This window comes from Microbacterium sp. MMO-35 (assembly GCF_037147555.1).
GTDB lineage: Bacteria > Actinomycetota > Actinomycetes > Actinomycetales > Microbacteriaceae > Microbacterium.
This window is the reverse complement of record NZ_JBBCVH010000001.1, coordinates 667,455-691,535: the sequence shown is the minus strand read 5'-3', so window position 1 is coordinate 691,535 and position 24,081 is coordinate 667,455. Positions and strand designations below refer to the sequence as shown.

Annotated in this window: 18 protein-coding genes and 1 tRNA gene; 3 read left to right on the top strand and 16 right to left on the bottom strand. The window is 71.4% G+C overall.

Features of this window, described 5'->3' with window-relative positions; translation table 11 throughout:
• Positions 1-157 precede the first annotated feature (157 nt).
• The 7 genes from mnhG to WFJ01_RS03125 form a co-directional block, all read right to left on the bottom strand.
• Entirely contained in the window at positions 158-547 is a 390-nt protein-coding gene (gene mnhG / locus WFJ01_RS03155) for a monovalent cation/H(+) antiporter subunit G (protein WP_251444007.1), read from the bottom strand.
• On the bottom strand, positions 544-813 hold the full coding sequence (locus WFJ01_RS03150) for a monovalent cation/H+ antiporter complex subunit F (RefSeq protein WP_251444004.1): 270 nt from the start codon (positions 811-813) through the stop codon (positions 544-546). Before WFJ01_RS03150 ends, mnhG begins: the two co-directional genes overlap by 4 nt.
• Positions 810-1,388, bottom strand: coding sequence for a Na+/H+ antiporter subunit E (locus WFJ01_RS03145; protein WP_336628166.1), 579 nt, complete (start codon positions 1,386-1,388; stop codon positions 810-812). Before WFJ01_RS03145 ends, WFJ01_RS03150 begins: the two co-directional genes overlap by 4 nt.
• Positions 1,385-2,947 carry a Na+/H+ antiporter subunit D gene (locus WFJ01_RS03140; RefSeq protein ID WP_251443988.1) on the bottom strand — a complete coding sequence of 521 codons (1,563 nt, stop codon included), beginning with the start codon at positions 2,945-2,947 and terminating at the stop codon, positions 1,385-1,387. The genes WFJ01_RS03145 and WFJ01_RS03140 overlap by 4 nt, the downstream gene beginning before the upstream one ends.
• The gene (locus WFJ01_RS03135; RefSeq protein ID WP_292882220.1) at positions 2,944-3,522 is read right to left on the bottom strand and encodes a Na(+)/H(+) antiporter subunit C; all 579 of its coding nucleotides are present in this window, start codon (positions 3,520-3,522) and stop codon (positions 2,944-2,946) included. Before WFJ01_RS03135 ends, WFJ01_RS03140 begins: the two co-directional genes overlap by 4 nt.
• Positions 3,522-6,467: a Na+/H+ antiporter subunit A gene (locus tag WFJ01_RS03130; RefSeq protein ID WP_336628165.1), complete on the bottom strand. Its 2,946-nt coding sequence runs from the start codon at positions 6,465-6,467 to the stop codon at positions 3,522-3,524. Before WFJ01_RS03130 ends, WFJ01_RS03135 begins: the two co-directional genes overlap by 1 nt.
• Positions 6,468-6,593: 126 nt before the next feature.
• Positions 6,594-7,682 (bottom strand): LacI family DNA-binding transcriptional regulator, encoded by a 1,089-nt coding sequence (locus tag WFJ01_RS03125; protein WP_336628164.1) that lies wholly within the window; start codon positions 7,680-7,682, stop codon positions 6,594-6,596.
• 58 nt (positions 7,683-7,740) lie between these two features.
• On the opposite strand from WFJ01_RS03125, the gene WFJ01_RS03120 reads away from it, so the two are divergent.
• The 3 genes from WFJ01_RS03120 (at position 7,741) to WFJ01_RS03110 (ending at position 10,538) form a co-directional block, all read left to right on the top strand.
• On the top strand, positions 7,741-8,967 hold the full coding sequence (locus WFJ01_RS03120; protein WP_292882226.1) for an MFS transporter: 1,227 nt from the start codon (positions 7,741-7,743) through the stop codon (positions 8,965-8,967).
• 152 nt (positions 8,968-9,119) lie between these two features.
• Positions 9,120-9,815, top strand: a complete 696-nt coding sequence (gene nucS / locus WFJ01_RS03115; protein WP_336628163.1) for an endonuclease NucS — start codon at positions 9,120-9,122, stop codon at positions 9,813-9,815.
• Positions 9,816-9,863: 48 nt separating this feature from the next.
• Positions 9,864-10,538: an HAD hydrolase-like protein gene (locus tag WFJ01_RS03110; protein ID WP_336628162.1), complete on the top strand. Its 675-nt coding sequence runs from the start codon at positions 9,864-9,866 to the stop codon at positions 10,536-10,538.
• 263 nt (positions 10,539-10,801) lie between these two features.
• Here the strand turns inward: WFJ01_RS03110 and WFJ01_RS03105 are convergent, their stop codons facing one another.
• The 9 genes from WFJ01_RS03105 to WFJ01_RS03065 form a co-directional block, all read right to left on the bottom strand.
• The gene (locus WFJ01_RS03105) at positions 10,802-11,005 is read right to left on the bottom strand and encodes a cold-shock protein (RefSeq protein ID WP_045250254.1); all 204 of its coding nucleotides are present in this window, start codon (positions 11,003-11,005) and stop codon (positions 10,802-10,804) included.
• Between the two features lie 519 nt (positions 11,006-11,524).
• Entirely contained in the window at positions 11,525-12,109 is a 585-nt protein-coding gene (locus WFJ01_RS03100) for a GNAT family N-acetyltransferase (RefSeq protein WP_336628161.1), read from the bottom strand.
• On the bottom strand, positions 12,106-12,738 hold the full coding sequence (locus WFJ01_RS03095; protein ID WP_251443965.1) for a TetR/AcrR family transcriptional regulator: 633 nt from the start codon (positions 12,736-12,738) through the stop codon (positions 12,106-12,108). The genes WFJ01_RS03100 and WFJ01_RS03095 overlap by 4 nt, the downstream gene beginning before the upstream one ends.
• Before the next feature lie 61 nt (positions 12,739-12,799).
• Positions 12,800-14,875 (bottom strand): MDR family MFS transporter, encoded by a 2,076-nt coding sequence (locus WFJ01_RS03090; RefSeq protein WP_292882241.1) that lies wholly within the window; start codon positions 14,873-14,875, stop codon positions 12,800-12,802.
• Positions 14,876-15,052: 177 nt separating this feature from the next.
• Positions 15,053-15,670: a TetR/AcrR family transcriptional regulator gene (locus WFJ01_RS03085; protein ID WP_251443959.1), complete on the bottom strand. Its 618-nt coding sequence runs from the start codon at positions 15,668-15,670 to the stop codon at positions 15,053-15,055.
• A gap of 55 nt (positions 15,671-15,725) precedes the next feature.
• Positions 15,726-17,834, bottom strand: coding sequence for an MDR family MFS transporter (locus tag WFJ01_RS03080; RefSeq protein ID WP_336628160.1), 2,109 nt, complete (start codon positions 17,832-17,834; stop codon positions 15,726-15,728).
• A gap of 425 nt (positions 17,835-18,259) precedes the next feature.
• The gene (locus tag WFJ01_RS03075; protein ID WP_336628159.1) at positions 18,260-20,110 is read right to left on the bottom strand and encodes a lipase family protein; all 1,851 of its coding nucleotides are present in this window, start codon (positions 20,108-20,110) and stop codon (positions 18,260-18,262) included.
• Positions 20,111-20,498: 388 nt separating this feature from the next.
• Positions 20,499-23,870, bottom strand: coding sequence for a LuxR C-terminal-related transcriptional regulator (locus tag WFJ01_RS03070; protein WP_336628158.1), 3,372 nt, complete (start codon positions 23,868-23,870; stop codon positions 20,499-20,501).
• A gap of 68 nt (positions 23,871-23,938) precedes the next feature.
• Positions 23,939-24,022 (bottom strand) — tRNA-Leu (locus tag WFJ01_RS03065).
• Positions 24,023-24,081 lie beyond the last annotated feature (59 nt).

Genomic DNA, 24,081 nt, shown 5'->3' with positions numbered 1-24,081 from the left:
ATACCCACATCCGCTCTGCGCACGGACTACAGCCCGAATTGTGCGGCGCGGGGCGACGCCACCGCACGGCTGAACCACCGCCCCGGGGCCGAACCACCGGCGCGGGGCCGAACGACTGCCCTACGGCCGGACCACCGCCCCGCGGCCGGATCGCCGACTACCCCGCGGCGGGCGGGGTGCGCTTCGAATCCGCGAGCTCGTCGACCACGAGGGAGCGCTCGTCGATCGTGCCGTTGCGGTACGCCTGCCGTCCGACCATGTGCGCCGAGAGCGGGGCGGTTGCGAACTGCATGAGCACCACGGGCGCCACGAGCAGCAGCCCCAGCACGATCCCGATGACGGAGCGCTGGGAGAGGGCGATAGCGAGGCAGATCAGCAGCAGTCCCAGCACCTGGGGCTTGGTCGCGGCGTGCAGCCGGTTCGGCACGTCGCGCAGGCGCAGCAGCCCGATCGCGGCGGTGAGGCACAGCAGCGCCCCGATCAGCACGAGCACCCACACGGCCGTGTCGACCACGGCATCCGGGATCCGCCACTCGAAGACGTTCATGACGGCGTGTTGTCCCTCCGCGCGACATAGCGCGCCACCGAGATGGATCCGAACACGCCCACCGCGGCGACCACGATGAGCACCGGGAGCGTCCGGGTGTGATGGTTGATCGCCATGTCCGCACCGAGCACGCACATGACCTCGGTGAGCAGCACGTCGGCGGCGACCGCGCGGTCGAGGATCGACGGGCCGATCACGATGCGCACCACGGCGAGGATCGCGGCGACCGCGAACACGACCATGATCACGAGCAGGAGCGGATTCACGGGCGGACCTCCCTCTCGGCGCGCTCATCGGCGCGCAGCTGCGCGGCCTGCGCCGGGGAGCCGAGGGCGCGCACGATGCGGCGCTCCCAGCGCAGGACTCCGGCGCGCTGGTGCTCCACGTCCTCGAGCGAGCGCACGCCGATCACGTGCAGGTACAGCGTGCGGGTGTCGCGCTCGGCCTCGACCACAAGCGAACCGGGGATGAGCGACGAGGTGACCGCGACGTGGGTCATCACGAGGTCGTCGGCGTACCGCAGCGGCACGGCGATGATCGCGGCCCCCGGCGGGCGCCGCGGGTTCAGCACCTGCGCGGCGACGCTGAGCGATCCGTGCACGACCGCGGCGAGGAACTGCACGACGAGCAGCGCCGCCCACCACAGGTTGATCCGCCCGGACAGCTCGATCGTGGGCAGCCGGAACACGCGCGTCACGAACAGCGCCACGACGACGCCGGTCACCGCCGACAGCGCCGTGAACTGACCCCAGAGCAGCATCCACAGCACGACCAGCCAGAGCAGGAACGGCAGCTGCAGGCCGATCTCGCGCCAGATCCCGCGCTTCGTCACCGCGCTCATGAGCCGGCCTCGTCGCCGTCGAGCATGTCGAGATGCACCGGCTGCAGCAGGTTGGCGCCGATCCGCTCGCAGAGCCCGTAGATCGGCCCCGCGAAGACGGTGAGGGCGAGCGTGACGGCCACCATCCCGCCGGTCGCGAAGGTCATGATGGTGGGGATCCGGCGCCGCTCCTGCTGCTCGTCGGCCGCGGGGGCCGCGCCGAGGTGGGCGATGCGCTCGTTCTCGATCTCCTCCGGCGTCTCGTCCTTGCTGCGCCAGAACGCGAGGTTCCACGCGCGCATGAGGGCGTACAGCGTCAGCAGCGAGGTGAGCACGCCGCCGACGATGAGCACCCAGATGAGGGGCGTCGCGACCTGGGCGGCCGCCTGGAACAGGGCGAACTTGCCGATGAACCCGGAGAACGGCGGGAGCCCGCCGAGATTGATCGCCGGCACGAAGTAGAGCACCGCGATGAGCGGCGCCGCCTTCATGAGCCCGCGCACCTTGAGGATCGACGTGCTGCCCGCCCGGCGTTCGACGAGTCCCACGGCGAGGAACAGCGTGGTCTGCACGATGATGTGGTGGACGATGTAGTACACGGTGGCGCCGATCGCGGCCGGCGTGGCGATCGCGAGGCCGAACACCATGTAGCCGACGTGGCTGACCAGCGTGAACGACAGGATCCGTTTCAGCTCCGCCTGCGCGACGGCGCCGAGTATTCCGATCACCATCGTCGCGAGCGCCACGATCATGAGCAGCGTGTTGATGCTCGACACGTTGAACAGCTGCGTCTCGGTGCGGATCAGCGCGTAGACGCCGACCTTCGTGAGCAGGCCCGCGAACACCGCCGTGACCGGTGCCGGTGCGGTCGGGTAGGAGTCGGGCAGCCAGAACGACATCGGGAACACCGCCGCCTTGATGCCGAAGGCGACGACGAGCATGAGGTGCAGGACGAGCTGCGTGCTCGGCGGGATCTCCCCGATCCGCTCGGCGATCTGCGCCATGTTGACGGTGCCGAGCGCGGCGTAGATGAGCGCGATCGCGACGAGGAACAGCACGGACGACACGAGCGAGACGACGATGTAGACCGCTCCGGTGCGGATCCGCGACTCGGTGCTGCCCAGCGTGATGAGCACGTAGGAGGCGACCAGCAGGATCTCGAAGCCGACGTAGAGGTTGAACAGGTCGCCCGCGATGAACGCGTTGAAGATGCCCGCCGCGAGGATCAGGTACGACGGGTTGAAGATCGAGATCGGGGTCTCCTCAGCCCCGTCGGCGGCGCCCTGGCCCACCGAGAACAACAGCACCGCGACGAGCACGATGCTCGACACGAGGACGAGCAGGGCCGCGAGCCGGTCGACGTAGAGCACGATGCCGAACGGGGCGGGCCAGCCGCCGACCATGACGGCGATCGGCTTGGTCTGGTCGACGACCACGAGCAGCGTCGCGGCGATGACCGAGACGGCGGCGAGCGTGGCGACCGTGACGATCACCTGGATCCGGGTGTTCCGGCCGAACACGAGGGTGATCGCCGCGCCGAGCAGCGGCAGGGCGACGAGCAGCGGGACGAGGGCGTTCATCGATCCCCCTCTCCCGGGCTGCGGTCGTCGTCGGTCGTGCGGTGAGCGCGTCCTCCGGCGTCGTCGGGGGCGGGATCCGGCAGATCCACGGGCGCATCGTCGACGAGCGCGGCGTGGTCCTTCGCGTGCAGCACCCGGATCGGCGAGGTCGCGACGCCCACGAAGTCGGTGGTCGCGTCCTCGTCCTCGAGGTCGACCTCGTCGTCCATGAGGTCTTCCTCGATCTCCGTGCGCTCGCGCAGGGCGATGTCGGCCTCGTCGTCCTCGACGGTGTCGGCCTTGCCCAGCTGCCAGGAGCGGTAGATGAGGGCGAGGAGGAAGGCGGAGACCGCGAACGTGATGACGATCGCGGTGAGGGTGAGCGCCTGCGGCAGCGGGTCGCTCATGTCGCCGTCGATGCCGTAGAACGGCGCGCGGCCCGGCCGGCCCATGACGATGAGCAGCAGCAGGTTCACGGCGTTGCCCAGCAGCAGGAAGCCGATGAGCACGCGGGTGAGGCTGCGCTCGAGCATCGCGTAGACGCCGCACCCGAACAGCACGGCCATGATCACGATGAGCACGAGGGAGACGTCCATCAGATGTCCACCCCCCTGGCGCGCATCTCGAGGGTCTGCCGGTCGACCTCGGCGCCGAGACTGCGCAGCACGTCGAGCACGAGTCCGATGACCACGAGGTACACGCCGATGTCGAAGATCGTCGAGCTCACGAACTCGATGTGCCCGATGACGGGGATCTCCGCCTCCCACACCGCGCTCGTCAGCGGGGCGAGACCGAAGAACAGGGGCACCACGGCCGCGCCGACCGCGAGGATGAGACCCCCTCCGAGCAGGCGTCCGGCGTCGGCGGGGGCGGCGGCGCCGAGCTCCCAGCGACCGCCGGCAATGTAGCGCATGACGAGGGCCATGCCGGCGACGAGGCCGCCCGCGAAGCCTCCGCCCGGGGCGTTGTGCCCGGCGAAGAGCAGGTAGATCGACACCACGATGATCGTGTGGAAGAGGATCCGCACGATCACCTCGAGCAGGATCGAGCGGTTCTCCGGCTTGACGTTGCCGCCGCCCACGAGCCACGCGCGGGGCGCCGTGTCGCCGGCCGTCTGCACGCGCACGCCCTCGGTCGTCTCGACCAGCGGAGCCCGGCGCGCCTTGCGCGGTCCTTCGGGCAGCGCCCTGGTGGCCGAGAGCCGGTCGGCGCGATGCGTCACGAACACGAGGGATGCCACGCCCGTCGCCGCGAGGACCAGCACCGACAGCTCGCCCATGGTGTCCCAGCCGCGCAGGTCGACCAGGGCGACGTTGACGACGTTCTTGCCGTGCCCGAGCTCGTAGGCGAGCTTCGGGAACGCCTCGGAGATCGGCTCGGCGACCCGGGATCCGGTGGCGACGACCGCCACGGCCGCCATCATCAGTCCGGCCGCGATGCCGAGGATCGCCCGCGGAACGCGTCCCACCGAGGCGTTGTGCTCCCCCATCCGCGCCGGAAGCCGGCGCAGCACGAGGGCGAAGGTGACCAGGGTCACCGTCTCGACGAGGATCTGGGTGAGCGCGAGGTCGGGAGCGCCGCTCGTGCCGAACAGCACGACCATGCCGAGGCCGGTGACCGAGACCAGCACGACGCCGGTGTAGCGCTTGCGCGCCCGGATCGCGAGGAGCCCCGCGGCGATCATGATGGGCGCGACGACGAGCTGCACCGGCGTGTGCCACGCGCTGAGTCTCGCGTCGATCGGACCGCCGGCGAGGAGGGCGGTCGTCTCCCCTGCGATCACGACGACGAAGATCGTCCCGACGTACACGGGCAGCGAGCCGCGCTGGGTGAGGGAGGTCGTCACGACCGAGAGGCGGTCGATCGCGCGCATAACCAGGTAGTACGCGTCCTGGGCGGTGAACCGCAACAGGCGGGGGGCACGGTCCCAGCCGAGGCGCCGGGTGAGCGGGAACAGCGCGAGTCCGAGCAGCACGGCGCCCAGCGAGAGGAACAGGGCCGGGGCCAGGCCGTGCCACAGGGCGAGGTAACCCGGATCCAGCGGATTGCCGTCGTAGTCCGGCGCCTTCGCGTCGTCCGCGAAACCGTAGAGCGCGACCGTGATCACCGACGCCAGGGGTCCGAGCACCAGGGTGCCGGCGGCCAGCACCACCGGGGACACGAGGAAGCCGAACGGCGGCGAAGGCCATTCCGTATCGGGAATATATGCGCCCGTCGCATCCTTCTTGCGCCAGAACGCGCCCCAGAGGAAGCGCGCCCCGTACGCGGCGGTGAGGATGGAGCCCAGGATCACGCCGGCGAGCGCGACGATCCCCCAGGGCGACCCGCGCAGCGCCTCGTCGAACAGCGCCGCGAGCGTCGACTCCTTCGCGACGAACCCGATCGTCGGCGGGATGCCCATCATGGATCCGACCGCGAGGAACCCGGCGGTCGCCAGCAGCGGCGCCTGCCGCCCCACGCCGCTGATCTCGGTGACGTCGCGGGTGGAGAGCTGGCGGTCGATGACGCCGACGATGAGGAAGAGGGACGACTTGAACAGCGCGTGGCTGATCACCAGGGCGAGACCCGCGAGGATCGCGTCCGAGGTGCCGTAGCCCAGCACGATCGTGAAGAAGCCGAGCTGGCTCACCGTGCCGAAGGCGAGGATGCGCTTCAGATCGGTCTCACGCAGCGCCTGCACGCCGCCGAGCAGCATCGTGAAGACGCCGAGCGAGATCGTGATCGGCCGCCACGGGCCGGACAGGGCGAACACGGGGGCGAACCGCGCGATCAGGTAGATGCCCGCCTTCACCATCGCCGCGGCGTGCAGATAGGCGCTGACCGGCGTGGGCGCCGCCATCGCGCCCGGCAGCCAGAAGTGGAAGGGGAAGATCGCCGACTTGCTGAGCGCTCCGACGAGCAGCAGCACGATCGACGCATCGACCAGCGGCCCGGTGGGTGCGATCTCCAGGATCCGGGAGATGCTCGACGTCCCCGCATCGACGGAGAGGAACACGACGCCGATGAACATCGCGAGTCCGCCGAGGGTCGTCACGAGCAGCGCCTGCAGCGCCGCACGCCGGCTCGCTCCGCGGCGGTGATAATGCCCGATGAGCAGGTAGGACAGGATGCTGGTGAGCTCCCAGAACATCACCAGCAGCACGAGATCGTCGGTCGTGACCAGGCCGTACATCGCGCCCGCGAAGGCGAGCAGCACGGCGGCGAACTGGCCGAGCCCCTCCTTGGATCCGCGGAAGTACCACCGGCAGTAGAGCAGCACGAGCGCCCCGACACCGCTGACGATGAGGGCCAGCAGCCAGCTCAGCTCGTCCAGCCGGAACGAGAGCGAGAGCCCGAGCTGGGGGATCCAGTCGATCGACTCCCGCGGGACCAGATCCGGATCGGCGGATCCGAGCAGCACCTGCGGGGTCAGCGCTGCCGTGTACACGAACGCCGCGGCCGGGACGAGCGCCGCGACGGCGAACGCGCGGGCCCCGATCCAGGCGACCAGCAGCGGCAGCAGCAACGAGGCGAGGGCGAACACGGCGAGGAGCGTCAGCATGGCGGTCTCCTCTGGCTCGTCGGTCTCTGCGGACTCAGCGGGTGGGCGCGCAGGTCGACACAGGCGGGCGGGTTCCCGTCCAGTTTAGGGGCAGTTGCCTGACCCGTTGCATGCCGGATCCGGAATCTAATGCCGGTGCGCCGGCGCCGGACCGGTCGTGGTGCCCTCGCGGAACGTGCAGGTGAAGCGGATCGATGCCGCCTGCTCCCCCGCGAGCAGGCGGGCCACGGCGTCTCCCGCTGCGCGTCCCTTCTCCACCGCAGGCTGCACGGCGGTGGTCAGCACGTGCTCGCCGAGGCCGTCGACAGCGATGCCGTCGAAGCCGGCCACGCTGACGTCCTCCGGCACGCGCAGCCCCGCCTCCTCGGCAGCCCGGATGATCCCGGCTGCGATGAGGTCGCTCTGCGCGATCACCGCGGTGGGCCGCGATTCCGGGTCGGCGAACAGCAGTCGCCCGGCGATCAGGCCCTCGTCGATGAGGCTGCCCCCGGCCGACACCACCCGGGCGTCCGGGAAGACCGCGAGCGCGCCCTCCAGGCGGGCGGCCGTCACGGGCGTCGTGATGCTCGCGATGCGCTCCGGGCTCGCATCGCCGCGCACCCGCTCCGTGTCGAACGGCAGCGTCACCACGGCGACGCTGCGGTGCCCCAGGGCCCGCAGGTGATGGGCGATCTGCGCCGCGGCCTCGACGTTGTCGAGCTCCATGCGAGGCACGCCCTCCCCCGCATCCCCCTCGATCACCACGACGGGCAGACCGCGCGCACGCACGGCCTGCAGCGTCTCGCGCATGCGGCCGCTGCAGCCGATCAGCACGGCGGCGTCGATCGGCGCGGTGGCGAGCGTCGGCGCATCGGCGCCCGCCTCGGGGTCGTCGCGCAGCAGCAGCACGCCGGCGCCGAGCGCGGCGAGGCCGTCGGTCAGCCCGTCCATGGTCGCGGTCTTGATGGGATCGAGGAACGCGGTGCGCAGGTGCTCCTCGAGCGCGACGGCGACGATGCCGCTCCTCCCCCGCCGCAGCGACGCCGCGCGGGGGTCGGGGCCGGTGTAGCCGAGCTCTGCGGCGACGGCGAGCACGCGCTCCCTCGTGGCCGCGGCCACCGGGGCCTTGCCGCTGAACACGACAGAAGCGGTGGACGGGCTCACCCCGGCGGCGCGGGCCACGTCGGCGATCGTCGCGCGGCGCCGCGGGGCCGCGGCGTCCGGATCCGAGCTCATGACTCGACAATAACACCGCGGGGAACACGGAATCGAATCGATTCGATACACTGTCCGGATGGACACCGCCCTCACCCGCTCCCAGTTCGTGCGCTGGCGCACCGCGATCTTCGCGATCTTCCTCGTCAGCGGCATGACGATGACGACCTGGGCGTCGCGCGTCCCGGCGATCAAGGAGGAGCTCGGGATCGACAAGGCGCAGCTCGGCTTCGTGCTCGTCGGCATGGGCATCGCCTCGATCGTGGGCGTGTCCACCAGCCCCGCCGTGCTCGCCCGCACCGGGGGACGACGCGGCATGCTGATCACGCTTCTCACGACGGCGGTCGGCACCGTTCTGATCGGTGTCGGCGCCGACGTGCTGCACGCCGTGCCCGTCGTGCTGATCGGCCTCGTGCTGTTCGGGCTGGGCGGCGGCAGCCTCGACGTGATGATGAACGTCGAGGCCACGGCGATCGAGCAGCACGCCGGCAAGACGATCCTGCCGGTGTTCCACGCCTTCTTCAGCTTCGGCACCGTCATCGGCGCGGGTCTCGGCGCCGCCGCGGCGGCGCTGCACATCCCCGTGTGGCCGCACACCCTCGCGATCGCGGGGGTCATCGTGATCGTCGCGCTCGTCAGCGTGGTCCAGGTGCCGAAGCGCGAGGAGACCCTGGATCCGACTCCCGACGCGCCGCGCGCCACCTGGAGCGAGCGGATGCGCACCTCGCTCGCAGTCTGGCGCGAGCCGCGCACGTACGCGCTCGGCGTCGTCATGCTCGGTATGGCCTTCGCGGAGGGCGGCGCCAACGACTGGCTCGCGCTCGGCGTCGCCGAGGACCACCACGCGGGTCCTGCGCTGGGAGCCGCGGCCCTGGCGACGTTCTCGGTCTCGATGACCGTGGTGCGCCTGTTCGGCGGACCACTCGTCGACCGCTTCGGGCGCGTCATCGTGCTGCGCGTGCTCGCGATCACCGCCGCGGCCGGGATCCTGCTGTTCATCCTCGCGCCGAGCACTCCGCTGGTGTTCCTGGGTGCGGCGCTGTGGGGGATCGGCGCGTCGCTCGGGTTCCCGCTGGGCATGTCCGCCGCGGCCGACGATCCGGCGAAGGCGGCGGCCCGGGTGAGCGCCGCGGCGACGATCGGCTACATCGCGTTCCTCGGCGGCCCGCCGGTGCTCGGCTTCATCAGCAACCACCTGGGTCTGCTCAACACGCTCTACATCATCGTGGTGCTCGCCGCCCTGTCCGGCCTGTTCTCCGGCGCCGCCCGGCCGCTCCGCGAGGACGAGAAGGTCTCCGCAGGCTGAGGCGGCCGAAGGGACGCCGGCTCGGCCGAGCAGGCGCCGGCGCCGTGTCGAGCGAGCGGACGCCGGGGCGACCGGGCGGGGAGCCGGGTCGACCGAGCGGGAGCCGGGTCGACCGGGCGACCCGCGGGCGCGCGGCGGGCTAGGCTCTTCGGGTGCGTCTCGTCATCGCCCGCTGCGCCGTGGACTACACCGGCCGCCTCAACGCCCACCTGCCCCTCGCCACGCGTCTGCTCGTGCACAAGGGCGACGGCAGCCTGCTCGTGCACTCCGACGGCGGCAGCTACAAGCCGCTGAACTGGATGAGCCCGCCGTGCCGGCTCGAGGCCGAGGCGCCGGGGGAGGAGGAGGCGTCGGCCGGGGTCACCGAGGTCTGGCGGGTCACCCACCAGAAGACCGGCGACGCGCTGCGCGTGCAGATCTACGAGATCCTGCACGACTCCGCCCATGAGCTCGGCGTGGATCCGGGACTCCAGAAGGACGGCGTCGAGGCGGATCTGCAGCGACTGCTCGCCGAGCAGGTGGATCGGATCGCGGAGGGCGCGACCCTGGTGCGCCGCGAGTACCCGACCGCGATCGGCCCGGTCGATCTCATGGTCCGCGACGCCGACGGCAGGGCGATCGCCGTCGAGATCAAGCGCCGCGGCGACATCGACGGCGTCGAGCAGCTCACCCGCTACCTCGAGCTGCTCGGACGGGATCCGCACCTCGCGCCCGTGCAGGGCGTGTTCGCCGCCCAGGAGATCAAGCCGCAGGCGCGCGTGCTCGCCGAGGACCGCGGGATCCGCTGCCTCGTCCTCGACTACGAGGCGATGAAGGGAATCGACAGCGGAATCCCCACCCTGTTCTGAGGGCCTCTCGCGACAACCCGCCTGAGCCCGCGCCCTAGGCTGGAAGGCATGGCCGTCTCCCCCTATACCTGCATCCTCTGGGACGTCGACGGCACGATCGCCGACGCTTCGGCCGGCATCCTTCCGCGCCTCATCCAGGTCTTCGCGGAGTTCGGCCTGCCGGAGCCGGCGCCGGAGTCGCTGTCGCGGTGGATCGGGCCTCCGATGTTCGAATCGTTCCGCGATCTGGCCGGGCTCTCCGAGGAGGACGCCCACCGGGCCGTCCGGGAGTACCGCCGGCTCGCCGCTCGGGACGGGTACGCCGCCAGTGTGCGCATCTACCCCGGCGTCGCGGAGGCGCTGCGGGCCGTGAAGGCCGCGGGGATCCCGCAGGCGACCGCCAGCTCGAAGCCCGAGAACCAGGTGTTCGCGATCCTGGAGCACTACGCGCTGCTCGACGACTTCGTCATCGTCGCCGGCGCTCTCCCCGATGCCTCCGGTCTGCACGACGGGAAGGAGGCGGTGCTGCGCCGCGCACTGCACCGTCTCGCCGATGCAGGTGTGGACGTGAGCCGCCCCGTGCTCATCGGCGACCGCCTCCATGACATCGAGGGAGCGGCCCCGCTGGGCGTCCCCGTGATCTTCGTGACCTGGGGCTTCGGCGCGGCGGGGGAGTCCGCCGGATCCATCGCCGAGGTCGCGACGCCGGAAGAGCTGCTGCGGATCCTGCTCCCGCACGGCTGAGCGCGACCCCGACGCTCCGCAAGACGCGCGCGACCGCGAGACGCGCGCGACCGCGAGACAGCACGGCGCGCACGACCGCGAGACCGAACTTCCGTCCCGAGACCGACGCTCGGATCGTGGGTTTCGGGACGCAGGTTCGGTCTCGCGGTCGTGCGCACGAATCGAGCCGACGGTGACGCGCACGGATCGAGCCGACGGTCACCCGCGGACAAAGAGAACTCCCCCGGGGCCGAAGCCCCGGGGGAGTCAGAAGTCCGTGTCGCTCAGAGCGGACGGATGTTCTCGGCCTGCAGGCCCTTGGGGCCCTGCGCCACATCGAACTCGACGCGCTGGTTCTCGTCGAGCGAGCGGTAGCCGGAGGATGCAATGGCGGAGTAGTGCGCGAACACGTCAGCTCCACCGTCGTCGGGGGAGATGAAGCCGAAGCCCTTCTCCGAGTTGAACCACTTAACCGTGCCCTGAGTCATGTACTGCCTTCTTGCTTGGGCTTACGCCGGCGCAGACGCGACCGACGATGCTAACGCTATCCGAGAGCACCGTCATTGCAACACCCCGCGGAACAAGGTGACGAAAATGTTGCATCCCGTGACGGGCCGGGATCCGGCTGCCGATCGGCGTTCCGCCGGGAAATGGAGCGGGTCCCCACCGCGGGGGGAGCGATGGGGACCCAGGACGACCGGAGGGTGCGTCTGAAATCAGCATAGCCCATGTTCGAAGGATTTGTCCCCCAAAAGGGGGACAGATTCCGGGTCGCGGGTCTATCATCGCAATACATCGGAATACTGGGGGAGGACGGCCCCCTCGGGGTATCCATTGGGGACTGGATATGCCGAGGGGGCCAATGTGCGCACAGGCCGCCGGTCGCTGGGGATGACCTTCCGCCTTCGCTGGGGACTCAGGACGGGAACGGCCCTTCTCATGTGCGCCGGGTCAACACTAGGCGAGTGCGCCCGGCCTGTCCAGGCGCTCCGGCCGAGAGGGCGCGATCACGCGGGCAGCGCGTGCCATTCCTCCTGGAGCAGGCCGTAGCTCATGCCGTCCATCCACTCGCCGCTGCGGTGCAGCGCGGTGCCCCGGCTGTGCTCCTCGCGCCGCATGCCCAGCCGCTCCATCATCCGCCAGGACGCCTCGTTCGCCGCGAAGCAGCCGGCGCTCACCCGGCGCAGACCCAGCTCGGTGAAGCACGCCGCCATCACCGCGCGCACCGCCTCCGTGGCGTAGCCCCGGCCCTGATGCGCCGGATCCATGGCCCACCCGAGCTCGGCCTGGACGCCCTCCGCCTGCGCGCGCACCTCGGTCTGCGCCCACGCGTCCTCGACGCGCAGCATGATGTCGCCGATCACGCCCGCCCCGGGCAGCTCCACGAGCAGCGTGACGGCGAGCCGCTCCGGGTCCATGAAGTGCGCACGGAACGCCTCCGCGTCGGCCGGCGCCGTGCTCAGCCAGCGCCCCACCTCGTCGATGCGGCGGTAGCGCCACACCGCGTCGGAGTCGTCCGCCGTGCTCGCGCGCACGATGAGCCGCTCGGTGCGCAGCGGGAGGGCGATCCGGTCCAGGGCGGGGGAGGTCATGCCTCCAGGCTAGGGTCCGGATCCGACATCCGCGCGGAGCGCACGTCGACGAGGCCGTCCAGAGCCTGCAGCAGGCGGGCGGCGCCGGGGCGATCGGGCGTGGTGCGGGTGTGCACCAGCACGTTCATCGCCGCGAGCACGAGCGACACCGCGCGCACGGCCTCGTCATGGTCGGACGAGCGACGCTCGGCGAGCTCGATGAGCTGCTCGCGCACCGAGCCCATCCACTGCGAGAACGCGGGCAGCAGCTCGGGCCGCCGGATGAGCAGCTGCTTGATCCGCTGCCGGTCCATCCCCTCGTCCATCGAGGAGCCGACCACCTCGCACAGCGCGGGGACGAGCTCGCCGCGTGCCGCGAGGAACCGCCGCACCACGTCGTCCGCCGCACCGGAGGCGGGCAGCTTCAGCGCGGCCGCGGCCTTGGAGGGGAAGTAGTTGAAGAACGTGCGCGGCGACACGTCGACGGCCTGGCAGATCTGCTCGATCGTGGTGCCGTCGAGCCCCTGCTCCTCGACGAGGCGCAGGGCGGCCTCGTGCAGTGCCTGGCGGGTCTGCTGCTTCTTGCGCTCGCGTCGGCCCTCGCCGGCGCGCTCGCTCACCGCGCCTGTGCCTTCCGCGATCTCGATCATGCTCCTCATCCTCCCCGACGGGAGGGCCGGAACGGGAATCGGCCCGTTCCGGCCCCTCCGTTCAGGCCTGCTGGGTCCTGATGGTGCCGGTCTCGCTGACGCCCGCCGCGTCGGCCTGCTCCTGCAGCGCCGAGCGCGTGCGCAGCGGCGGCGCCTTGAAGAACCAGCTCAGCACGAACGCGAGCATCAGCACGCCGAAGCCGACCCAGTAGATGACGTCGATGGCCTTCGTGAAGCCGACCATGAACGGCTTGGTGAGCGCCGGATCCGCCCCGTTCAGGAACGAGGTGTCGCTGACCGAGCTGCTGGATCCGCTCGAGGCCTTCGACGTGCCCTTGTCGATCTCCTTGACGATGTTCGGCACCAGCTGGCCGACCCAGTACGTGCGCTGATCCTTGTTCGACCAGTCCACGACGACCTTGCCGTCCTGCACCGTGCCGTGCGCCTTGTCCGCGACGGCCTGCAGGGCCTTCGCCTCGGCGGCGGGAGTCGCTTCGGCGACCTTCTGGTCGATCACGGTCTGCGCGGCCGCGGCGGGGAGCTGACCAGCGGCGACGGCCTGGTTCACCCCGGTCGTGACGGCGTCGGTCACCGCCTTGCCCGCCGCGGTCTTGGCCTCGGCGGCGCCCTTGTCGAGCTGCGTCTGGATGTTCGCCTCCAGCGGTCCCACGATCGGGTTCCACAGCTGCTTCATGACGGCCTTGTTCTGCTCCTTGCCCGCGACGGCAGGATCCAGTGCCGCGTTGAGCGCGGCCGTGAGCGTCGGCTTGTCGGCCATGCTGTGGGTGATGTTCAGCGGCAGCAGCGTGAACAGGATCGACAGCATGATCGCGGTGCCCAGCGTTCCGCCGATCTGGCGGAAGAAGGTGGCGGCGCTCGTGGCGACGCCCATGTCGGGCGCGGCGACCGCGTTCTGGCTCGCCATGGTCAGCGACTGCATGAGCTGGCCGAGGCCCAGGCCCACCACGAACATGCCGATCATCATGAACCACACCGGGGTGCTGGACGAGACGAAGGTGAGCAGCAGGAAGCCGAGCGCGGTGCACAGCGTGCCGGTGCGCGGGAAGATCCCGTACTTCCCGGTGCGCGAGGTGATCTGGCCCGCGGCCATCGACGAGGTCATGAGGCCGACGACCATCGGCAGCATCGCGAAGCCCGACTCGGTCGGGGTGAGACCGGCGACGATCTGCATGTACAGCGGGATGGTCATCATCGCACCGAACATGCCGAAGCCCACCAGCACGCCGATGACGGTCGCCATCGAGAAGGTGTTGGAGTGGAAGAGGCGGATCGGGATGATCGCGTCGTCCTTCATGGCGATCTCGATCAGCACGAACGCGATCGCGCCCAGGCCGCCGATGACGTAGCAGGCGATCGCGGCGAACGAGGCCCAGCCCCACTCACGACCCTGCTCCGCGACGAGCAGCAGCGGCACGAGGGCCACGATCACCGCGGTGGCGCCCCACCAGTCGATCCGGGGGTTGTCGTGCTTGGCGACCTTGGGCAGGTGCAGGAACGCGATCACCATGCCGAGGGCGATGAGGCCGATCGGGAGGTTGATGAGGAACACCCAGCGCCAGCCGGAGATCCAGAGGATCTCGTTCGCGCCCGCGAACAGGCCGCCGACGAGCGGGCCGATGAGCGAGGAGATGCCGAAGACGGCGAAGAAGTAGCCCTGGTACTTGGCCCGCTCGCGCGGGGCCAGGATGTCGGCCATGATCGCGAGCGGCAGCGACATCAGCGCGCCGGCGCCGATGCCCTGGAAGGCGCGGAACCCGGCCAGCATGATCATCGACGTCGAGAACGTCGACATCACGGATCCGATGATGAACACCGAGATGCCGAAGATGAACAGCGGGCGGCGGCCGAAGATGTCGCTGAGCTTGCCGTAGATCGGCACCGAGATCGTCGAGGTGATCAGGTACGCGGTGGTGACCCAGGCCTGCTGGTCGAGGCCGTGCAGGTCATCGCCGATGGTGCGGATCGCGGTGCCGACGATCGTCTGGTCGAGCGAGGAGAGGAACATGCCGGCCATGAGGCCGTAGATGACGAGCAGGATCTGCCTGTGCGTCATGATCGGGGCGTTCTGCTTGCGCTCGGTGCGCGTCGCCCCCGTGGTTGCTGTCGCGGTGGACATGGAGTCCCTTCGGGTGGATCGAGGACGCCGGAGCTCGTCGTCGACACCGGTCGCCTCGAGCGCCGACGTTGGCGGCAAGAATGTTGCAGCCCTGCAAGATTACACGAAAGGAAAGGTTGCGCAAACGCACTTTCGCTATGAGGTTCCTGGATCCTGCCCGGTCGCGGGCGCCCCGGCTCAGGCCGCGTCGCGCAGCCGTGCGCCCCGCGCGGCGACCAGCTGCTCGACGCCCTCGAGAAGCCGATCCGCACCGGGACGTTCGCCACCGGCGGTGCCGTCGTGCACGATCACGCTGAGCGCGGCCATCGTGAGGGCCACGGCGGCCATGGCATCGTCCTCGTCCGCACGCTCGCGCACGAGATCGACGTACTGCTGGCGCACCGAGCCCATCCACTGCGCGAAGGCGGGCATGAGCTCGGGGCGGCGCACCACCAGCGCCTTCATGCGCCGGCGCTGCTGGGCGTCGTCCATCGACGTGCCGATCAGCGCGCACAGCGCCGGCACCAGCTCGCCCTCCGCCGCGCGGAAGGCCGCGGCGCCGTCGGGGGAGACGGCCGAGTCGGGAAGGTCGAGGGCGGCCGCGGCCTTGGACGGGAAGTAGTTGAAGAAGGTGCGCGGCGACACGTCCACCGCCTCGCAGATCTGCTCGACCGTGGTGCCGTCGAGGCCCTTCTCGTCCACCAGCCGCAGGGCGGCCTCGTGCAGGGCCTCGCGGGTCTGCTGCTTCTTGCGCTCGCGGCGCCCGCAGGTGTCCGCGTGCGGATCCGCCGCGGCGGCCTCGTCGATGTTCGTCATCTCGCTCTCCTCGAGCGCCGGGGCGGGGTGCGCCCCGGCGCCCGTCAGGCTCGGCTCAGGCCTTGTGGGTCCTGATGCTCCCGGTCTCGGTCATGCCCGCCTTGTCCGCCTGCTCCTGGAGCGCGGACCGGGCGCGCAGCGGCGGCACCTTGAAGAACCAGGTGAGCACGAACGCGAGCAGGATCACGCCGAAGCCGACCCAGTACAGCGTCACGAGGCCCTGGATGAAGCCGATCATGAACGGCTTGCTGAGCGCGGCGTCGGCACCGGTGAGGAACGAGGTGTCGTTCACCGTCGTGCCGGACGACGCGGATCCGGAGGCATCGCTCTCCTTCTTCTTGATCTGGTCCTGCAGCGTCGGGACCAGCTGGTCGACCCAGTAGGTGCGCTGGTCGTGGTCGGCCCAGTCGACCGCGACCTTGTCACCCTGCACCGAGGCGTGCGCCTTCTCGGCGACCGCGCTCAGCACCTTCTCGTGCGCCGCCGCCTCAGCGGCGGGCGTCGCCTCGGCGACCTTCTGCGCGATCACCGCGGGGGCGGCCTCGGCCGGCAGTTGTCCGGCGGCGACCGCCTGATCCACGCCCGCGGTCACCGCGGAGGTCACCGCCTCGTCCGCCGCGGCCTTCGCCTTCGCGTCGCCCTCGGCGACGCCCTTGTCGAGCTGCGCCTGGATGTTCTCGGTCAGCGGGCCGACGATCGCACTCCACTGCTGCTTCATGATCGCGGCGTTCTCGGTCTTGGACGACGCGACCGGATCCAGCGCCGTGTCGAGCGCGGCGGTCAGGTTCGCCTTGTCCTCGGTGGCGTGCAGGATGTTGGCGGGCAGCATCGAGAACAGCACGGAGAGCATGACGGCGGTGCCCAGGGTTCCGCCGATCTGGCGGAAGAAGGTGGCGGCGCTCGAGGCGACGCCCATCTCGTGCGGGGCGACGGAGTTCTGGCTCGCGAGCGTCAGCGGCTGCATGAGCTGGCCGAGGCCCAGGCCCAGCACGAACATCCCGGCGAAGATCTGCCACAGCGGCGTCTCGTACCGGATGAGGGTGAGCGAGAAGAAGCCGACGGCGGTGAAGAGCGTTCCGAGGACGGGGAAGATGCGGTACTTGCCCGTGCGCGCGGTGAGCTGACCCGAGGTCAGCGAGGCGATCATGAGGCCGACGATCAGCGGGAGCATCGACAGGCCGGACTGGGTCGGGTTCATGCCGACGACGATCTGCATGTACAGCGGGATCGTCATCATCGCGCCGAACATCGCGAAACCCACGAGGAAGCCGAGCACGGTGGCCATGGAGAAGGTGCCGGAGCGGAACAGCTTCAGCGGGATGATCGCGTCGTCCTTCATGAGCGCCTCGATCACGATGAATGCGACGAGGCCGATGCCGCCGATCACGTAGCAGGCGATGGAGGCGGGGGAGTCCCAGCCCCAGGCGCGGCCCTGTTCCACGACGATCAGCAGCGGCACGAGTGCGACGATCACGGCCGCGGCACCCCACCAGTCGATCCGGGGACCCTTGTGCTTTCCGACCTTGGGCAGGTGCAGGAAGGTGATCACCATGAACAGGGCGAAGAGCCCGAGCGGGATGTTGATGAGGAATGTCCAGCGCCAGCCGTCGATCCAGAGGATCTCCTTCGCTCCGGCGAACAGGCCGCCCACGAGCGGGCCGATCACGGTCGCGATGCCGAACACCGCGAAGAAGTAGCCCTGGTACTTGGCGCGCTCACGCGGGGCGAGGATGTCGCCCATGATCGCGAGCGGCAGAGCCATGAGCGCACCGGCCCCGATGCCCTGGAAGGCGCGGAACGCGGCGAGCATCATCATCGACGTCGAGAACGCGGAGAGCGTGGATCCCAGGATGAAGATCACGATGCCGAGGATGAACAGCGGGCGGCGGCCGAAGATGTCGCTGAGCTTGCCGTAGATCGGCACGGCGATGGTCGAGGTGATGAGGAACGCGGTGGTGACCCAGGCCTGTTGGTCGAGGCCGTGCAGGTCGTCGCCGATGGTGCGGATCGCGGTGCCGAAGACGGTCTGCGCGAGCGACGAGAGGAACATGCCGCTCATCAGTCCGTAGATCACCAGCATGATCTGCTTGTGCGTCATGATCGGCTTCGCGGCGAGCGGAGCGGGCGCCTCGACCGTCGTGACGGTGTCGGTGGCGGTTGCCATGGAGGTCCTTCCAGGAGAGCGGGGGATGGTGCGGTGCGGATCCCGCCCGCGGACTTCATCGATCGACGCGGGCGCCGACGCCGGCGCAAAACTTGCAACCCTGCAATGTTACACCATTGCAAGCTTTCCTGCACGCACGGATCTGGATCCGGTTCCGGGCGTCGACCCCGACGCCTCCGCCGAGAGGGCGCCTCTCGGTCGTTCGGAGCGTGCACCACCGTCGGAGATGTGCGCCACGTTCGGAGGGAATCGCCGAATCCCTCCGAGGGTGGTGCACATCTCCGACGGTGAGGCCCGCGGTCCGCGGGCGCCTTCTGCCGCACGCGTCCGCGCCGCGCGGGCCGCGCGACCCGCGTCCGCGCCACGCGGGCCGCGCGACCCGCGAGCGCGCTCAGTTCGCGAGCGCACTCAGTTCGCGAGCGCGCTCAGCCCGCCGGCAGGTGGTCGCAGTCGGGGGTCGGCGCCTTCCCGTCCCAGCGGTCGAGGGTCCACTGCTCGAGCTGCGGAGTGAGCGGGGAGTCGGGGCCGACGAGCTCGACGTGCCCGAGACCGGGATAGGTGCGGTAGTCGATCGGGATCCCGGCGGCGCAGCGGGCCGTGACCCACGCGTCCTGGATCGCGGGCTTCACGAGCGGATCCGCGAGTCCCTGCGCGACGAGCACCGGGGCGGGGAACGGCCCGACGGGCTCCTGCGCCTTGAGCTCGTCGCCGAAGGGCCCGTCGAGGAGGGCGTCGGGGAAGATCTGGTTCGGCACCTGACTGCCGCGCAGGATCGCGGCGAGGCCGTCGTGCCCGTTGAAGCAGAGCCCGCCGATGCGCTCGACCGGCCCTGCGGAACCGGGGGTGAGGCTCTTCTCGACGTTCAGCTCGGGGAAGACCTTGTCCCAGGTCGCCGCGATGTAGGCCGAGACCGTCTTGCCCGCCGTCTCCGACTTGATCGCCTCGGCGAGCGCGTACAGGTTCGAGGCCGGGGCGAACGCCGCGACGCCCTTGACCGTGAACTCCGGGGCGTATGAGGACGCGATCTGCCCGGTCCACAGCGAGCCCTGTCCACCCTGCGAGTGGCCCCAGATCACGGTGTCGGTGGAGACCTTCAGCTCGCTGAAGCCGAGCACCGCCTTCGAGGCGTCCCAGACGTTGCGCGCCTCCGCGTCGCCCACGAGATAGGGGTGCGGCCCCTTCGTGCCCAGGCCGATGTAGTCGCTGGTCACGGCGACCCAGCCGTGCTGGGTCACCATGTCGGCCATGGCGGTGCCCGCACCGTCGGCGAACGGCGCGGCGCTCAGCGACGGCGCGCAGCCCGGAACGACCCCGACCGTGCCGTGGGCGACGGTGAGCAGGGGCAGCGGATCCGGCCCCGGGTCGGCGGGGGCGAGCACGGTGCCGCTGCTCACCGCCGGCGATCCGTCGGGATTCGTCGTCGTGTACAGGATCCGCCAGGCCCTGGCCCCCGCGGGGACGCCCACGGTCAGCGGCTCGGAGCGGATCAGCGTGCCCGGCTTCGAGGGCACCTCGGCGGGCGGCGTGTAGAAGGCGTCCGGCGTCGGCAGGGGGGTGCCGCCGAGCAGGGCGCCGCTGCCCGCGGCGAGCGCGACCGCCAGCACGAGTGCCGCGCTCGCGCCGATCGTGCGCAGCCACCGCGCACCGCGGCGTCGGGCGGAGGCCGGGCATGCGGGGGAGCGCCGCCACACGGCGCGCACGATGAGCTGCACGCCGAGGAAGAAGAACCACGCGCCGACGCCGAGCCGGAACACCACCAGGGTCAGCACCGGCCAGAACACGGTGATCGCGGCGACGGCGAGCGTGGCCATGGCGGCGATGAGCGCGGTCGCACGCTGATCCGCACCCGGCCGGAAGGCCCGCACCGCGGTCGCGACGGCGAAGGCGACGAGCGCGATGGTCAGCAGGAGGGAGAGGATCGGCGCACCCGCCGCCGGCCACAGCGCCATCCCGGCGCCGAGCAGCACGAGCAGCGCGCCGAGGCCCCGGCTGAGGATCAGGGGCAGCGATCGGGATCCGGGTCCCGGCGCGGGCGCGTCTGCTCCGTCACCGGGGGTGACCAGCACCGCGACCCCCGCGAGCAGGATCCCGATGCCGGCGACGAGCGCGATGGTCTGCACGGTCATCGACACGAGGAGGAACACCGCGCCGACCCCGACGAGAGCGAGGCCCAGCACGATCCGCAGCGGCGTGCTCAGCCGGTTCACGGCCGAAGCGCCTCGGCCGGCAGGGCGGGGATCGCCGGATCCCGCGGCGGCGCTGTCTTCCGGATCCACGACGTCTCCCTCGGCTCGCGCCGCGGGTCTGCGGCTGAGGTCAGACTAGCGGCGTCCGGGCCGGGCGCGAGGGCCTGATTCCGAGCAGGCGCTGCGCCGGCGGGACGCCGACATATCGGTGCGCGGGGATCGCCAGGAGAAGCGGATCGCCAGGAGAAGCGGATCGCCGGGAGAAAGGGATCGCCGGGAGAAAGGGATCGCCGGGAGAAGCGGTGCGCCCGCCGGCCCCAACCGACGGGCGCAACCGTGCGTCCCCAGCGCGACGTGCCTGCGCGTCGCTGCGCCCCCGCTCAGGCAACGGGAGGCGACGATCCACGATAGATCGGCCATCCGCCTCATCCCCGCCGGCGGCGGAACCCTGGTATCAACTACGCGCTCGGCGGTCCCGTCAGCGGCCGAGCTCCCGTCGCGAACGCGCGCCGAGCTTGGCCAGCACCCGTCTCATGTGGCCGCTCACCGTGCGCACGCTCAGGCCGAGTTCGTCCGCGATCTCCGCGTCGGTGAGGTCTCTGCTCGCGAGCTCGCCGATCTCCCGTTCGCGGCGGCTCAGGGCCGCCCAGCGCGCGTCGTCGCGCACCGCGGACGGCGCGGTGCCCGACGCCGGTGGCTCCCCGGGACGCAGCTGCCTGCGCGAGCCCAGCCCGAGCTTGCGCAGCACGTTGCCCATGTGGAATGCCACCGCCTTCACGCCGATGCCGAGAGCCTGGGCGATCTCCGCGTTGGTCCGCCCCTCGGCGGCGAGCGCCGCCACCTCGCGCTCCCGCGGGGTCAGCGCCGCGTGCGTCCACGCCGCCCGGACGCCGCCCGCCGCGTCGGGTCCCGTCGCGGCCGAAGCCGCGGGAGCCGAGCGGATCCCGACCGCGTACGCGGAGCGACGCGCACCGTCGAGCAGTGCGGCCGCCTCCGCCGCCGCCACCGGCCTGCCGAGGCGCAGGAAGCCCCGCTCCGCCGCGTTCAGGCAGCGGCGGGCCGTCCGCTGGGAGCCCCCGGTGGCCAGAGTCAGCCGGCCGGCGTCGAGGGCGGCCTGGGCGAGCGCCGCAGGCAGCGGTGCTCCCGGCGCGTCCTCCTCGGCGGCGGCCCGGTAGGCCCGCAGCGCCCGTTCGACGAGGCCGTACGCCTCGTGCACCCGTCCCTCCAGCCAGGTCATCGAGGCGTAGACCGGCTGGAACCCCGGCGCCGGGAGCGCGGCGAGACGCGCGAGCTCGCGATCCGCCTCCTCGGCCCGGCCGAGGGACGCCAGCGCGTCGACCTTGTAGGCATAGAGGTTCTGGCTGCGCAGCAGGCGTCCCGCGAGGGGGCCTTCCGGGTCGAAGACCGCGAGCTGCGCCGCCGGATCGTGGCGCGCCCTCGCCCGCGCGATGTGCGCCAGCATCTCGTACTCGACCCCGACGGTGTCGTACCCCCGCTGCGCCAGGCGCGCCGCGGCGTCCATGTCCGCGCGCCACGCCTCCTCGTCGCCGGCGTCGGCGGCCCGCACGGCGCGCAGCGCGTAGAACACCGGCCGGCCCACCGCATCCATGTCGTCGAAGATCGTCACCGCGGCCTCGGCGAGGGCGTCCTCGACCTCGGCCGTGTCGCCGAGCAGGTACCGGCCGTAGATGTGCAGGCCGCGCGCGGTGCCCGTACCCCATCCCGCGGTGCCGGCGCGCAGCATCCGCATGCAGGCGTCGAGGTCGGCCGCCGCTTCGCGCACGAACCCCGCCCCCGACAGCATCCCGGCATGGATCACCCGTGCGTCGAACAGGGTCGCGGACTCGGCCGGTGCCGCGGCGATCGCCCGGCCCAGCGCCGCGAACTCCACGGGCAGCCGCTCTGCCGGGCCGAGCACGCTGATGCCGAACACCTGCATCCCTGTCGCCCGCATCCGGACGTCGTGCGGGCTCGGCAGCCCCTCGTACGCTCCGCCCAGCGCGGCCCACGCGGCGCGCCACGTCTCGGGGTCCGCCTCCTGCACCGCGATCAGCCACTCCGCCCCGGAACGCGCCTCGGAGAACCGCTCCATGCCGAAGTCGCGGGGATCCGCCTGGGGCGCCATGATGCCCAGCACGATCAGCACCTGGAGGCGCACGATCAGGCCGCCGAGCGGATCCGGCGCGAGCAGGCCGCCGACCGCCGCGACGTCCTCCGGCGTCTGCGGAAGCGGATCCGGGAAGCGCGGCAGCCGGGCCAGGAGATCCTCGGCGAAGCGGCGCACCCAGTCGTAATCGCCGCGGAACTCGCGCACGTGCAGGAGGGCGAGGTCGCGGAGCGGACCGGGCGCGGCGCGCTCCAGCCGCGGGATGTACTCGATCATCCGCGGGAGCGCCGACAGCGCACTCGCCGCGCGGTACAGCCCCACGACGATCTCGTCGGCGAGGTCGTCCCCGGTGCGGTCCGCGAGCTCCATGGCCCGTCGGGCGACGGCGAACACGTGCTCGGTGCGCCGCGCGCGCACGCTCTCGGCCACGCCCGCGACGAGGAGGTCGCGCAGCGCGGGGCTCAGTGTCGACCCCCGCAGCAGCGCCGCGTCCAGGAGCCAGATCAGCGCTCGGTGGCGGGTGCCCTCCGCCTCCCCGGGGATGGCCTCCGCACCGGCGACGAGGATGCGGGCGCGCCGCTCGTCGTCGAGGTGCGCCGCGACGTCGGTGCCGTACAGATCGTGGAACACCGTCCACTCGCGTTCCCCCTCGGCACCGCCGTGCTCTGCTGCGCGGGAGATCAGCAGTCCGTGTGCGGAGGCCTCGGCGATGTCGATCGGCTCGCCGCAGAGCGCCGCGACACCGGCGAGCTCGTCGGCGCGCAGCGGCGTGGCCAGGACCGCGGCCATCTCGACGGCGGTCCGGGCCGCCCCCGGCAGGCCGGCGCCGAGCTCCCCGAACGGGTTGCCCGGCACGAAGCCCCGGGCGATGTCCGCATCCGTGACGTCCTCGTCGAACCTCGCCCGCCGCTCCGAGGTGACCCGCGCCCGCTCCGCCCAGACCGGCGCCATTCCGCTCACCACCTGGTCCACGAGCAGCGGTCCGCCGCCGGAGACCCGGCGGATCCGCTCGGCGAGCTCGAGCGAGACCTCGATGCCGTGGATCGCCGAGACGTACCGGCGCACGCCCGCCGCATCGAGCGCGTCGATGCGGATGCGGCGGCTCACCGGCCAGCGATCCGGATCCGCGGCGAGCACCGTCTCCCGCAGGGCGCCGGTGTCCGGATCCCGTCCCGCGAGCACCGCGCAGACGCCTCGGCCGGCGAGCTGGCGCAACACGAGGCGCAGCACGCGCACGGACCCCTCATCGGCCCGCTGCGCATCGTCGACCACGAGCAGCAGGCGCCGTCGGGAGGAGAGCCCTCGCTGCAGGGCCGTCGAGAGCCGCTCGGCCAGCGCCAGGAGCGTCGGCGCGGCACCGGGCGCGGACGCGGATCCGGGATCCGCTTCCGCGCCGGACCTCGACCGGGCGGACGCCGTGCGGACGCGGGCGGCGTCCGCCCGGCCCGCCGGGCTCGCGGCGTGGATGAGCTGCTCGGCGACCGCATAGAGGGTGCTGCGCCGGCCACGGTCGGCGACGACCGACACCACGCGCCAGCGCACGGCTCCCGGGCGTGCGGCCACCGCCGCGAGCTGCTGCACCCACACGGTCTTGCCCGCACCCGAGGGGCCGGTCACGGCGAACAGCGAGGCCGCCGCGAGCACGGCCTCGCCCAGGACGGCCTCCGGAGAGTCGGCCGGCGCGATCGAGGGGAGCACCGGCATCAGGAGACCCGCCGACAACCGCCCGTTCACCGAAGTCATCGCCGCCCCCATCGACCGCCAGGAACCAGAAGAGGCCCGGATCCGATGGATCCGAGCCTCTCATACTGTGCGCGAGGGGGGACTTGAACCCCCACGCCCTTGCAGGCACTGGCACCTGAAGCCAGCGCGTCTACCTATTCCGCCACTCGCGCATGTCGGTCCTCGCGAACCAACCTCCCGAGAATATCACGCTCCGGCACCGTGCTCGAAC